The organism is Microbacterium ginsengisoli (assembly GCF_000956535.1).
Lineage (GTDB): Bacteria > Actinomycetota > Actinomycetes > Actinomycetales > Microbacteriaceae > Microbacterium > Microbacterium ginsengisoli.
The window spans coordinates 1-13,021 of sequence record NZ_JYIY01000074.1; the positions used below are offsets into that span (position 1 = coordinate 1).

Genomic DNA, 13,021 nt, shown 5'->3' on the forward strand with positions numbered 1-13,021 from the left:
CCCGGACCCCGCCCCGCTCGAACCCGACCCAGACCCGCCGCTCGGTGCCGTCTGCGGCGGTTGCGCCGCGACCTGCTGCGCGAGCAGGTACTGCTGCTCGAGTGCGGCCGACGTGTTCTTCAGCGAGGCGAGCTGGGCGATGAGCGTCGCCTGGCGTGCGAGGGTGCGGCTGACGGATGCCGCATCCGCCGCCGCCGCGGCCTGCGCGGCCCGCGCGGTGGCCGTCGCCGCATCGGCCGCCTGCGCGCGAGCTGCCTGCGCGGCATCCGCCTGCGTGCGCAGCGTCGATGCAAGGCCGGCCGTGCGGGTCGCCTCGCCGAGCACGACCTGCCAGGTCGCGCCGAGGCGATCGAGCAGAGAGAGTCGGGAGAGCAGGTCGGTCGGGTCGGCGCTCGTGAGTAGCCGCGCGAGCACCGGGCCGTCGGTCTGCGTGCGGTAGAGGGTGGCTGCGAGTGTCGCGGCCGCAGTGGTGGCGCGGCGGGCCGCGGCATCTGCTGTCGCGCTCTGCGCCGCCAGGTCGTCGGCGCGCGCGGTCGCAGTCGCGAGCTCGGCGGCGGCCGCGTCGGCGGCTGCCGTGGCGGTCATCGCCGCGGTCGAGGTCGCCGCCGCCTCCTCCTGCGCGCTCGCGAGGATCTGCTGGATCGTGGCGATCTCGGCCTGCGTCGCGGCCACCGATGACTTGGCCGCCTGCACCTGCGCCCACGTGGGATCGTTCTCCGCGCCGTCGGCCGCGGTCGGTGCGGAGATCCCCACCACGAGCCCGAGCACCGCGGCCACCGCGACCGCGCCGGCGCGGTGAGCGATGTGCCCGATCGATCCCAGCATGTGACCGACGCTAACCGGCTCGACGGGACCCCGCCACCTCGTGCGCCTCACCGCACCCAGCGGTACTCCGACTCGGGACGACCCGGGCTGCCATACCGGGCGGCGCGCTCGATGCGCCCTTCCCCGGCCAGGTGCTCGAGGTAGCGGCGCGCCGACACCCGCGACATCCCGAGCAGTTCGCCGGCCTCGGCGGCCGAGAGCGGCCCGTGTTCGCGCACCGCATCGATGACCCGCCGCAGCGAGGTCTCGGCGAGCCCCTTCGGAAGGGATGCCGCGACCCGCGGCCGCGACGCGCCGAGCACGCCGTCGATCTCGCTCTGGGTGGCCGCACCCGTCGCCGACGCGACCCGCTCGCGATAGTCGCGGAACGGCTCAACCCGTTCGCGGAACGCCGCGAAGGTGAACGGCTTCACCAGGTACTGCACCGCACCGAGAGCGACCATCTGCCGCACGACCTCGGCGTCGCGCACGCTCGTGACCGCAACGACGTCCACGTCGACGCCGGCGGCGCGAGCCTGGCGCAGGACGTCCACGCCCGTGCCGTCGGGCATGGTGACGTCCAGCAGGACCAGGTCGATGCCGCCCGGCGGCGGCTGCTCCACCAGCGCTCGGTGGGCCGCGCGCGCTGACGTGCACTCGGCGACGACCTCGAAACCGGGCAGTCGTTCGACGTACGACCGGTGCAGCTCGAGGGTGAGCGCCTCGTCGTCGACGATCATCACGCGGATCACGCGGCGCCTCCGCCCGGCAGCGTCACGGTGAACCGGCTCGGCGTCGTGCCGATCTCGACCGTGCCGCCCGCGTCGCGCACGAGCGCGCCGACAAGCGCCAGGCCGACCCCGCGTCCGCCCGCGCTCGCGGCCTTCGTCGAGAACCCGCGCTGGAAGATGCGCTCGCGCAGCTCCGCCGGCACCCCGGCCCCGCTGTCGGCGACCTCGATGATGAGCCCCGTACCCGATACGTCGGGGCTCAGCCGCGTCGACACCCATCGGGGTGTGAGGCCCGCAGCCGCGGCATCCAGCGCATTGTCGACGAGGTTGCCGACCAGCGACACCATCTCCATCGGCGGCAGGAGGCCGCCGGGAGCCTCCGCATCGATGTGGGTCTCCCAGCGGATGCCCCGCTCCGCCGCCTGGGACGCCTTGCCCAGCAGCAGCGCTCCCACCGCCGGGTCGCCGGACGTGCCTGCGGCGACGTCGACGAGCGCCTGCGACTGCCGCGACGCCTCGGTCAGGAGCGCGATCGCCTCGTCGATGCGGCCGAGCTCCACCAGGGAGGCGGCGGTGTGCATGCGGTTGCCGTGCTCGTGGGTCTGCGCACGCAGGGCCTCGCCGAGCGTGCGCATCGACTCGTACGAGGAGAGGGTCTCGCGCACGCCCCGGGCCGACAGGTCGCCGGTCACGCGTCGAGTCACCCGGCGCACGACGAGCGCGACGGCGAAGCCGGCGGCGACGGCCACGATCGCGGCGATCGCGACGACGGGGAGCCGCTCGAGGAAGAGTGCGCCGATGCTGCCGGTCGTGACCCCGACCGACACCCACCCCACCAGCCGTCCGTCGTCGTACACGGGGGTGATGGTGCGCAGCGACGGGCCGAGCGTGCCGGTGTACTCCTCGGTGAAGGTCGCCGGCGGCTGCGGGATCGTGCCGATGTAGGTCTCGCCGATCACCGACACGTCGCGATGGGTGACGCGGGTGCCGTCGGGCTCCATGATCGTGATGAAGTCGATGCGGGCATCCGTCATGACCCGTGCGGCGACCGGCTGCAGCACCGCCGTCGCGGCCGTGCGGGTGTCGTCGGCGAGCGCGTTCTGCACCGCGGGCGTGTCGGCCAGCGCGAGTGCCAGGGTGCGGGTGACGCGCTCCGACTCGGCGGTCACCGACTGCTGCGTCGTCCACAGCAGCACCGCCGCGAGAGCGGCGGTGACCACGACGACCGCGATCACGAGCGCGACGAACACCACGGATGCCGCGCTGCGCGCTCGTCGTCGAATCGCCACGGTCCGATCCTCCCCGATCAGCGCCGAGTGGGGGCGCGTTCACTACGACCATAAGTTCCGGTTGCCGCGCCCCCCGCCGACGCTGGGCACACCCCGCGCGGCTCGCGTGGGGGAGACGACGACGTTTCGACCCTGGAGGCCCTCATGGCTCGCATTCCCCGCACCACCGGCATCGCCCTCCCCGCTCCGCCTCCGCGGCTGCGGCGCCTCGACAAGCACACCTGGCTCTACGTAGCGGTCATCGCCGCCGTCGTGCTGGGCGCGATCCTCGGGCTCGCCGCCCCCGGGTTCGCCCGGGCGCTCGAGCCGATCGGCACCGGCTTCGTGAGCCTCATCAAGATGATGATCGCGCCGATCATCTTCTGCACGATCGTGGTCGGGGTCGGCTCGATCGCGAAGGCCGCGACGGTCGGCAAGATCGGCGGTCTCGCCCTCGTCTACTTCCTCGCGATGTCGACGTTCGCACTCGCGATCGGCCTCGTCGTCGGCAACCTCATCCACCCGGGCGAGGGCCTGAACATCAAGGGCGCGACCTATACGGCGCCGAGCACCGAGGGCACGAGCACGCAGGACTTCATCCTCGGCATCATCCCGACCACCTTCTTCTCGGCGTTCACCGGCGGCAGCGTCCTGCAGGTTCTCTTCCTCGCGCTGCTCGTGGGCTTCGCGCTGCAGGGCATGGGGGAGCGGGGCAAGCCCATCATGGACTTCGTCAAGAACCTGCAGGCGCTCGTGTTCCGGGTGCTGGGAATGATCCTGTGGCTCGCCCCGGTGGGCGCGTTCGGTGCCATCGCGGCGGTGGTCGGCAAGACCGGCGTGCAGGCGATCCTGAGCCTCGGCGTGGTGCTCGTCGCGTTCTACGTCACGTGCTTCCTGTTCATCGCGGTCGTGCTCGGCTCCCTGCTCGCCGTCGTCGCCCGCGTCAACGTGTTCTCGCTGATCCGCTACCTCGGCAGCGAGTACCTGTTGATCGTCGGCACCTCCTCGAGCGAGTCGGCGCTGCCGCGGCTGATCGCCAAGATGGAGCACCTCGGCGTCTCGAAGCCGGTCGTCGGCATCACGGTGCCGACCGGGTACTCGTTCAATCTGGACGGCACGGCGATCTACCTCACGATGGCGTCGCTGTTCATCGCGACGGGCATGGGCACGCCGATGTCGATCGGTGAGCAGATCAGCCTGCTGGTGTTCATGATCATCGCGTCCAAGGGTGCGGCGGGCGTCACCGGCGCCGGTCTCGCAACCCTCGCGGGCGGACTTCAGGCGTTCCGCCCGGACCTCGTCGGCGGCGTCGGCGTCATCGTCGGCATCGACCGGTTCATGTCCGAGGGGCGGGCGGTCACGAACTTCACCGGCAACGCCGTCGCGACGGTGCTCATCGGCACCTGGACCAAGCAGATCGACGCCGACCGGATGCGCCGAGTGCTGCGCGGCGAGCTGCCGTTCTCGGGCGGCGTCGGCGACGACCACGGCACGGCAGGTGCCACCCCGGTGGCCGAGCCTGCGCCCGAGCGCATCCCCGCGGGCGTGCGCTGAACGGCAGCGGGGGTGCGGGTGTCCGTATCCGCACCCCCGCTCAGACGGGCCGGACTGGTAAGATCGGCGCGGATGCCTCTGCGGCACCCTCACAACTGAACACCTGCTCGCACACGCGAGCACAGGAGCAGGCCGGCAGGAAGCTGGTCCCCTGTGGTGGGTTCCTCGATCCGGATGCTGCGGCCCCGGCGGCGGGTGATCTTCTACTGGTGGCCAGCGCAGGCGTCAGGCATCACACTGCCCGCGCTCATAACTGCCTGTTCCTGCTCCTTCGCATGCCCTCGCCGGCGACACGCGCCCGCGAGGATAAACAAAGAAGGAGAGACCTCTTGGAAGGTCCTGAAATCACCGCGACCGAAGCCGTCCTCGACAACGGCCGCTTCGGCACCCGCACCATCCGCTTCGAGACCGGACGCCTCGCCCAGCAGGCGCAGGGTTCGGTCGCCGCCTACCTCGACGAGGAGACGATGCTGCTGTCGGCCACCAGTGCCAGCAAGCAGCCGCGTGAAGGCTTCGACTTCTTCCCGCTGACCGTCGACGTCGAGGAGCGCTCGTACGCCGCCGGCAAGATCCCCGGCTCGTTCTTCCGCCGCGAGGGCCGTCCCTCGACCGAGGCGATCCTCGTCTGCCGTCTCATCGACCGCCCGCTGCGCCCGTCGTTCGTCGACGGCCTGCGCAACGAGGTGCAGATCGTCATCACCGTGCTCTCGATCGCCCCGGGTGAGTTCTACGACGCCCTCGCGATCAACGCCGCGTCGGCCTCCACCCAGATCTCCGGCCTGCCGTTCTCGGGCCCGATCGCCGGTGTCCGCCTCGCGCTCATCCCGGGTCACGGCGAGCACGCCGACCAGTGGGTCGCGTTCCCGACCGCCAAGCTCCTCGAAGACGCCGTCTTCGACCTCGTCGTCGCCGGCCGTGTGCTTCCCGACGGCGACGTCGCGATCATGATGGTCGAGGCCGAGGCCACCGAGCACAGCTGGAACCTCATCAAGGCCGGCGCCACCAAGCCCAGCGAGGAGATCGTCGCGCAGGGTCTCGAGGCCGCCAAGCCCTTCATCACCGAGCTCGTCGCGGCCCAGACCGCCCTGGCGAACACGGCCGCGAAGGAGATCCAGCCCTACCCGGTGTTCCTGCCCTACTCGCCCGAGGTCTACGACTTCGTCGCGGCCCGCTCCTACGACGAGCTCAAGGGCGTCTACCAGATCGCCGACAAGATCGAGCGTCAGAACGCCGACGACGCGATCAAGGACCGTGTGAAGGCGGATGTCGCCGCCGCCGTCGAGGCGGGCGAGCTCCCGGTCGCGGCCCTCGCCGAGGTGGGTGCCGCCTACAAGTCGGTCACGAAGAAGATCGTGCGCGGCCGCATCCTCTCCGAGGGTGTGCGCATCGACGGTCGCGGCCTCGCCGACATCCGTCCGCTGGACGCCGAGGTCGAGGTCATCCCGCGTGTGCACGGCTCCGCGATCTTCCAGCGCGGTGAGACCCAGATCCTGGGTGTCACGACGCTCAACATGCTCAAGATGGAGCAGCAGATCGACTCGCTGTCGCCCACGACGAGCAAGCGCTACATGCACCACTACAACTTCCCGCCCTACTCGACCGGTGAGACCGGCCGAGTGGGCAGCCCGAAGCGTCGCGAGATCGGGCACGGCTTCCTCGCCGAGCGCGCGCTCGTGCCGGTGCTGCCGACCCGCGAGGAGTTCCCGTACGCGATCCGTCAGGTCTCCGAGGCCCTCGGATCGAACGGCTCGACGTCGATGGGCTCGGTGTGCGCCTCGACCCTGTCGCTGCTGAACGCCGGTGTGCCGCTGCGCGCTCCGGTCGCGGGCATCGCGATGGGTCTCGTCTCCGACGAGGTCGACGGTCACACCCGCTACGCGGCGCTGACCGACATCCTGGGCGCGGAGGACGCGCTCGGCGACATGGACTTCAAGGTCGCGGGCACGAGCGAGTTCGTCACGGCGATCCAGCTCGACACGAAGCTCGACGGCATCCCGTCGGAGGTCCTCGCGGGCGCCCTCACCCAGGCGAAGGACGCGCGTCTGCGCATCCTCGAGGTGCTGACGGCTGCGATCGACGGTCCGGATGAGATGGCGCCGACCGCTCCGCGCGTGATCAGCGTGCAGATCCCGGTCGACAAGATCGGCGAGCTCATCGGCCCCAAGGGCAAGACGATCAATGCGATCCAGGACGAGACCGGCGCCGACATCTCCATCGAGGAGGACGGCACCGTCTACATCGGTGCTGTCGACGGCGCGTCGGCCGAGGCCGCGCGTGCGCAGGTCAACGCGATCGCCAACCCTCACAACCCGGAGGTCGGCGAGCAGTTCCTGGGCACGGTCGTGAAGATCGCGACCTTCGGTGCGTTCATCTCGCTCCTTCCCGGCAAGGACGGCCTGCTGCACGTCAGCGAGGTGCGCAAGCTCGCCGGTGGGAAGCGTGTCGAGAACGTCGAGGACGTCCTCTCGGTCGGTCAGAAGCTGCTCGTGCGCATCACGAAGGTGGATGACCGCGGCAAGCTGTCGCTCGAGCCGGTGCTCGACGACCAGGCCGCGGCGGATGCCGAAGAGGCTCCCGCCGAGGACTGATCACCGTCCCTGACGACTGCCCGCCCGGATTCTCCGGGCGGGCAGTCGCCGTTTCAGGCCGGAAGAGGCGTGATCAAAGCGTTATGGCGCGTTCACTCCTCGGACGCGTGGGAGCGCCTCGGGTACTCCGGTGTGCCCTAGCCTCGAATCACGCGCGGGGGGCGACCGCGTCGCCGGCGCGAGAAGGGGGCTGCGCATGGCCTGGGACGACCGACTCCTCGGTCGCTCGCGTGCGCCCGAGACGCCGCACCCGTCGGCGCCGATCCCCGTGCAGGGTCCGGCCGTGGGGGCCGGGCTTCGTATTCCGCTCGGGGAATCAGGGTTCTCCGTCTTCCCGCTGATCCTCGGCGGCGGCGACTTCGGGTGGACAACCGACCTGCCGACCGCTCACCAGGCGCTCGATCGCTACGTCGAGCTCGGCGGAAATGCGGTGCACACCTCCGACAGCTACGGCGCCGGACGCAGCGAGCACATCGTCGGCAGCTGGATCGAGTCCCGGGGCCTGCGCGAGAGCGTGGTCGTGACCGCGAGAGTGGGCGCGCACGAAGACCACCCGGGTCTCGGGCCGGTGGCACTCGTGCGGGGCGTCGAGGCGACGCTCACCCGTCTGCGCATCGATGTGATCGACGTGCTCTACCTCGATGCGACGCGCGATTCGACTCCGCTCGAAGAGGTGCTCGCCACGGTCGACTGGCTCGTCGGCGCGGGCAAGGTGCGCGCGGTGGGGGCGTACGGCCTGCGGCCCGAGGCTCTCGTCGAGGCGCGTATCTACGCGTCCGCGGGCTATCCGCGTCTCACGGTGGCCGACGTGCCGTACAACCTGGTGAGGCGCAGCGAGTTCGAAGGCGACATGAGGCTCGTCGTCGGTGCGCAGCAGATCGCGCTGACCCCGTCTCATCCCCTCGAGCACGGCTTCCTCTCGGGTGCGCAGAGGCAGCGCCAGCGCATCGTGCTGAGCGTGCGCGCCGCGCAGCTCGCCTCCAACCTCAACCGGCGCGGCACCCGTGTGCTGCGGGCGATGGACGGCATCGGCGCTGAGCTCGGCGTGTCGAACGCGGCGATCGCGATCGCCTGGCTGCTCGCGCAGAGCTCGGTCGTGGCACCCATCGTGAACGCGCAGGATGCCGATCAGGTGAGTGATCTCGTGCAGGGTGTCGGGGTGCGCCTGACGCGCGCGCACCTCGCCGAACTCGCCCGCGCCCTCGACTGAAAGCTCGATTAGGGTGGAAGGCGGCCTTGCGGCCCCCGGATCCCGATGAAGAGAGCTGAGACGTGACGCACTACCTCTACCTCGTGCGGCACGGTGAGCATCAGGATGCTCAGCACGGTCTCGAAGACGGCCCGCTCTCGCCCCGCGGCCGCCGGCAGGCAGAGCTCATCGCCGACCGCCTCTCGGGGGTTCCGTTCGATGCGGTGTGGCATTCGCCGCTGCTACGCGCGGCTGAGACGGCGCGGGTGATCGCCGAACGACTGCCGTCGATCGACCCGCAACCGTCATCGCTGCTGTTCGATTGCATTCCGAGCGGTCCGAGTCCCGAGATGCCGCCGATCTTCGAGCCCTTCTTCGGCGGGGTGAGCGAGGAGGAGATCGATGCGGGGCGCGCGCAGATGGGCGACGCGACCGCGATGTTCCTGAGTCGCAAGCCGCAGGCCTCTCACGAGCTGATCATCACGCACAACGTCGTGATCGCCTGGTTCGTGCGGGAGGTCATGGAGGCGCCCGAGTGGCGATGGATGACCCTCAACCAGGCCAACTGCGGCCTCACCGTGCTCGCTCAGCGCACGGGCCGTCCATGGGTGCTCGTGTCGCACAACGACCTCGCTCACCTGCCGTTCGAACTGCGCACGGGGCTGCCCGAGGTGCCCCTGGTCTGAGGGGATGCCGCGGCATCCACTCGCCACTCAGAGCCGCTTGCCGTACCAGCGCGTCGCGTTCGGATTGTTGTTGTAGGGCGGGATCGTGACGAACCCGCTCGAGGCGTACAGACCTGCCGCCGCTGTCAGAGAGTGGTGGGTGTCGAGGACGAGCTCGGCGGCGCCGAGCCGCCGCGCCTCGTCCTCGAGGGCGTCGAGCAGCAGGCGTCCCCAGCCGCGTCCGCGGCCGGTCGGCGAGACGAAGACGTTCTTCACCTCGTACCGGATGCCGGCCTCACCATCGGCGATGCGGCGCACCCCGCCGCATCCGACCGCGACGCCGTCCTCGTCGATCGCGAGGAACACGCCCGCGGGCGCCACGAACGCCGCAGGATCGGGGAAGGTCGTGGTGTAGCCGCCGCCGGGGAAGCTGTCGGTGCGCATCGAGAAGTACTCCTCGAGCAGGGCGTGCACATCGGGATCGGCGGGGGAGACGACGCGGGCGCTGGCCATGCGCTCGAGCGTACCGGCCGCCCGTAGGCTGATCCCATGACCACACGCGTCGCCATCGTCGGCGGGACCGGAAAGCTCGGTCGCGTCATCCTCGAGGTCGTCGAGTCCGAGCCTGACTTCGCCGTGCACGCGGTGCTCTCCTCACGCGACGACATCGCCGCGATCGACGGCGCCGACCTGGTGGTGGATGCCTCGACCCCCGCCGTCTCGATCGACGTCGTCCGCGCCGCGATCGAACGCGGCATCAACGTGCTCGTCGGCACGAGCGGCTGGTCGGCCGAGCGCATCGCCGCGGTGCGGCCGCTCGTCGACGCACAGGGCACCGGCGCCGTGTTCATCCCCAACTTCTCGCTCGGCTCCGTCGTCGGCTCGGCGCTCGCCGCCGTCGCGGCGCCCTTCTTCGCGTCCATCGAGATCGTCGAGGCCCACCGCGACACCAAGGTCGACTCGCCGAGCGGCACCGCCGTGCGCACGGCCGAGATGGTCGCGGCGGCCCGCTCCGAGGTGGGGCCGGTGCAGGCGCCGCACGTCGACCAGCGGGCGCGCGGTCAGCGGGTCGCGGGCGTTCCGGTGCACTCGCTGCGGCGCCCGGGTGTCGTGGCACGCCAGGAAGTCGTGCTGTCCGGCCCGGGGGAGACGCTCACGATCGTGCACGACACGGCCGACCCGGCCGCGGCCTACGCGCCCGGCATCCGCCTGGCCCTCGGCGCCGCGCGCGACGCCCGCGGCGTCGTGGTCGGGCTCGACAGCTTCGTCGACCTCGGCATCCGTCTGCCCGGCGCCACGCCGACGACGTCAGGCCCCGGTATCGCCGACGGCGTGCCCGGTCAGGTCGCGCGGGCGACAGACGTATGACGACCCGCATCGGCGTCGCGATCATGAGCGCCGCACTGCTTCTCTACATCGTTCTGGTCGGGCAGCGGGCAGTGCTGTTCATCGCGACCGGCGAGCCCATCGCGATCGCTCTCGGCGTCGCCCTCATCTTCTTCCCGCTCCTCGCGGTCTGGGCGCTCGGGCGGGAGCTGTGGTTCGGGCATCGCGCCGCGGTGCTTGGACGCACCCTCGAATCCGACGCGGATCTCCCCGAGGAAGAGCTCACGACGCTGCCGAGCGGACGGGTCGTGCGAGCAGAGGCGGACGCCGCCTTCCCGCGCTATCGCGAGGAGGTCGAGGCGGCCCCCGAGGACTGGCGGGCGTGGTACCGCCTCGGGCTCGCGTACGACGGCTCCGGCGACCGGCGCCGGGCGCGCGCCGCGATCCGTCGGGCGATCGCCCTCGAGCGGCGGGGACGCCGCGGCATCCCCTCGACCTGACCGGGATCGCGTCGGGGGCGGTTTCCGGCCGGCGGCGTCAGGCGGCCGGTACCGCGGCGGCGACCGCGTCGTCGACGGTCGGGTGAGTGAACGTGAACCCGGCGTCGAGGAGGGTCTGCGGGCGCACGTCGGCATCGCTCGTGAGCAGCGCATCGGTCGCGTCGGCGCCGAGCACGAGGCGCATCGCCCATGCCGGCGCCCGTAGCAGGAACGGCCGGTTCATGCGCCGGGCCAGCGCGAAGCCCAGATCGTTCGCGGTCGCCCGTGTCGGGCCCGTGAGGTTCACGGGGCCCGAGATCTCGCCGTCGATCACCGCACGGATCGCCCGCACCTCGTCCTCGAGCGAGATCCACGGCCACGACTGCGTGCCGCGGCCGATCGGGCCGCCGAGGCCGAACCGGGTCAGCAGGATCAGGGGCTTCAGCACGCCGTCGCGATGCACGACGGGAGCCGTGCGCAGCAGCGCGACCCGGGTGACGGATGCCGCAGCCTCCGCGGCCGCCTCCCAGTCGACGCAGAGCCGGGCGAGGAACGTGTCGCCGGCGGCCGAGCTCTCGGTGAGCACCTGTCCCGGCTCCGAGCCGTAGTAGCCGACGGCCGATGCGGAGACGAACGCGGGCGCGCCGGCTCCCAGACGCAGGAGGGCGGCCGCCAGGGTCTCGGTGGGTTCCAGGCGCGACCGCCGCAGCTGCTGCTTGTACGACGCCGACCACGGGAACCTGCCGACGCTCGCGCCCCCGAGGGAGACCACGGCGCGCGCCCCGGCCAGCACGGACTCATCGAGCCCGCCCGTCTCTGGCGCCCACGACACCTCGTCGGGTGCAGTCGCCTCGCGCCTGACGAGTCGTGTCACCGGCACGCCGTCCGCACGCAGCGCATCGGCGAGAGCCGATCCGATGAGCCCGGACGCGCCGGCGAGCACGACCCGTTCGGAGGTGTCAGGCAAGCGTGGCCTCGAGGGTGATCTCGATGCCCGAGAGGGCCTGGGACACGGGGCATCCGGCCTTCGCCTCGCCCGCGAGACGGTCGAAGTCCTCGGCGCTGATGCCCGGCACGACCGCGTGCACGTTGAGGTGGCTGCCGGTGATGCCGGTGCCCGGGATGAAGGTCACGGATGCCGTCGCCTCGATGCTCTCCGGCGGGGTGCCGTTCTGCGTGAGGGCGTGGGAGAACGCCATGCTGAAGCACGAGGAGTGTGCCGCGGCGATGAGCTCTTCGGGAGTCGTCACCGACGACGATCCCTCAGACCGCGCCTTCCAGTTGACCGCGAACGGTCCCTGGTTGGAGCTCTCGAACGCGACCTCGCCGGACCCCTCCGCGAGGGAGCCCTTCCACGACGTGCTGGCTTCGCTGGTGACGCTCATGCGGTGCTCCTTCGATCGGATGGCGCGCCGAGATCCGACGCCGTCGCCAGCCTAAGCGGGGCGGGCGACGGGCACGAGGGGCTTGACGTCGATCAGACCGCCGCGGTCGAGCGGCGACCGATGAGGCCCGCGCGCTGCAGCAGCAGATAGAGCTCGCATCCGAGGCACAGGCCGAAGACCGCGTTCAGGAATGCGGCGACGAAGGCGGCCGCCGCGGCGATCGGCAGCGCCCACGGCACACCGATCAGGTGCAGCACGATGCCGACGACGCTGACGAACAGTCCGACGCCCTGCGCGAAGCGCGGCGGACGCGGGTCCTCGAGCTCGGTGGGGGGCTTCAGCCGCGGGCGTACGACGGACCGGAACAGCGCGCCCCACGGGGCGGTGCGCGGCGAGGCGACGCTCCACAGGAACAGCAGCGCGATCACGACCAGCAGCAGGAATGCCGGGTCGGTCACGCGCTGCGCGAGGGTGGTGCCGGTCTGGGTGGCGGTGCCGATCAGCGCCAGGTACACGTCGATGATCAGCAGCACCGTCGTGATGGATGCCGCGAACCGCGGTCCGCGCGGATCGATCCCGGCGGGGGAGTTAGACACGGGTGTTCTCCTTCTGAAGGCGGGTGAGCTCCAGCTCGACGGCGGTGCGGGGGGCTGCGCCGGTGAAGCGCGTGCGCACGCGTCCGGAGCCGTCGAGGATGAGGGTTGTGGGGGTCTGCAGCACGCTGAAGCGCTTCGCGATGTCGGGACGGTGCGTCAGGTCGATGTCAACATGGCGCACGCCCGGGTGGGCGCCGGCGATCTCGCCGAGGGCCCGGTGCACGCCCGGGCAGCGCGCGCAGAACTCCGTGGAGAACTGCACGAGGGTGGCCTGCTCGCCGAGCTCGTCGAACCCGAGTCGCTGCGGGTTGACCACATCCCCGGACTCGATGCGCGTGGATCGGCCGAGGCTCCGCTTCGACAGCACGCCGAACACGCTCGCCACGGCCACCAGGCCGACGAGCACGAGGGCGACGATGATCGGATCCATCTGAGA

The 13,021-nt window shown here is 71.3% G+C and carries 14 protein-coding genes; 6 read left to right on the forward strand and 8 right to left on the reverse strand.

All coding sequences use genetic code 11. The annotated features are described in order from the left end of the window. From RR49_RS08125 to RR49_RS08135, 3 genes are all read right to left on the reverse strand, one after another. A partial coding sequence (locus RR49_RS08125) for a hypothetical protein (protein ID WP_045247585.1) occupies positions 1 to 825 on the reverse strand: 825 nt, incomplete at its 3' end. A gap of 47 nt (positions 826 to 872) precedes the next feature. Then, complete coding sequence (locus RR49_RS08130) at positions 873 to 1,556, reverse strand: response regulator (RefSeq protein WP_045247586.1); 684 nt, start codon at positions 1,554 to 1,556, stop codon at positions 873 to 875. Next, the gene (locus RR49_RS08135; protein WP_048809032.1) at positions 1,553 to 2,824 is read right to left on the reverse strand and encodes a sensor histidine kinase; all 1,272 of its coding nucleotides are present in this window, start codon (positions 2,822 to 2,824) and stop codon (positions 1,553 to 1,555) included. The genes RR49_RS08130 and RR49_RS08135 overlap by 4 nt, the downstream gene beginning before the upstream one ends. Before the next feature lie 144 nt (positions 2,825 to 2,968). On the opposite strand from RR49_RS08135, the gene RR49_RS08140 reads away from it, so the two are divergent. The 4 genes from RR49_RS08140 to RR49_RS08155 all read left to right on the forward strand — a co-directional run bounded on the left by RR49_RS08140 (position 2,969) and on the right by RR49_RS08155 (position 8,820). Continuing rightward, positions 2,969 to 4,357, forward strand: coding sequence for a cation:dicarboxylate symporter family transporter (locus tag RR49_RS08140; protein ID WP_048809033.1), 1,389 nt, complete (start codon positions 2,969 to 2,971; stop codon positions 4,355 to 4,357). A gap of 329 nt (positions 4,358 to 4,686) precedes the next feature. After that, positions 4,687 to 6,945: a polyribonucleotide nucleotidyltransferase gene (locus RR49_RS08145; protein ID WP_045247587.1), complete on the forward strand. Its 2,259-nt coding sequence runs from the start codon at positions 4,687 to 4,689 to the stop codon at positions 6,943 to 6,945. Between the two features lie 196 nt (positions 6,946 to 7,141). After that, the gene (locus tag RR49_RS08150) at positions 7,142 to 8,155 is read left to right on the forward strand and encodes an aldo/keto reductase (RefSeq protein WP_045247588.1); all 1,014 of its coding nucleotides are present in this window, start codon (positions 7,142 to 7,144) and stop codon (positions 8,153 to 8,155) included. A 62-nt stretch (positions 8,156 to 8,217) separates the two neighbouring features. Further along, positions 8,218 to 8,820, forward strand: a complete 603-nt coding sequence (locus tag RR49_RS08155) for a histidine phosphatase family protein (RefSeq protein ID WP_045247589.1) — start codon at positions 8,218 to 8,220, stop codon at positions 8,818 to 8,820. 27 nt (positions 8,821 to 8,847) lie between these two features. Here RR49_RS08155 and RR49_RS08160 read toward each other — a convergent pair whose 3' ends face one another. Further along, complete coding sequence (locus tag RR49_RS08160; RefSeq protein ID WP_045247590.1) at positions 8,848 to 9,312, reverse strand: GNAT family N-acetyltransferase; 465 nt, start codon at positions 9,310 to 9,312, stop codon at positions 8,848 to 8,850. Between the two features lie 36 nt (positions 9,313 to 9,348). Here RR49_RS08160 and dapB point away from each other — a divergent pair, with 36 nt between their 5' ends. Both dapB and RR49_RS08170 read left to right on the forward strand, forming a co-directional pair. Beyond that, a complete protein-coding gene (gene dapB, locus RR49_RS08165; RefSeq protein WP_045247591.1) occupies positions 9,349 to 10,167 on the forward strand; it encodes a 4-hydroxy-tetrahydrodipicolinate reductase in 819 nt (272 codons plus the stop codon). Next, positions 10,164 to 10,625, forward strand: a complete 462-nt coding sequence (locus RR49_RS08170) for a hypothetical protein (protein ID WP_045247592.1) — start codon at positions 10,164 to 10,166, stop codon at positions 10,623 to 10,625. Before dapB ends, RR49_RS08170 begins: the two co-directional genes overlap by 4 nt. 37 nt (positions 10,626 to 10,662) lie before the next feature. Here the strand turns inward: RR49_RS08170 and RR49_RS08175 are convergent, their stop codons facing one another. The 4 genes from RR49_RS08175 to RR49_RS08190 all read right to left on the reverse strand — a co-directional run bounded on the left by RR49_RS08175 (position 10,663) and on the right by RR49_RS08190 (position 13,015). Then, the gene (locus RR49_RS08175) at positions 10,663 to 11,571 is read right to left on the reverse strand and encodes a TIGR01777 family oxidoreductase (protein WP_045247593.1); all 909 of its coding nucleotides are present in this window, start codon (positions 11,569 to 11,571) and stop codon (positions 10,663 to 10,665) included. Further along, positions 11,564 to 11,989 (reverse strand): OsmC family peroxiredoxin, encoded by a 426-nt coding sequence (locus RR49_RS08180; protein WP_045247594.1) that lies wholly within the window; start codon positions 11,987 to 11,989, stop codon positions 11,564 to 11,566. The genes RR49_RS08175 and RR49_RS08180 overlap by 8 nt, the downstream gene beginning before the upstream one ends. Before the next feature lie 92 nt (positions 11,990 to 12,081). Further along, positions 12,082 to 12,585 (reverse strand): DUF4395 domain-containing protein, encoded by a 504-nt coding sequence (locus RR49_RS08185; protein WP_045247595.1) that lies wholly within the window; start codon positions 12,583 to 12,585, stop codon positions 12,082 to 12,084. Beyond that, on the reverse strand, positions 12,578 to 13,015 hold the full coding sequence (locus RR49_RS08190) for a TlpA family protein disulfide reductase (RefSeq protein ID WP_045247596.1): 438 nt from the start codon (positions 13,013 to 13,015) through the stop codon (positions 12,578 to 12,580). Before RR49_RS08190 ends, RR49_RS08185 begins: the two co-directional genes overlap by 8 nt. Positions 13,016 to 13,021: the final 6 nt, after the last annotated feature.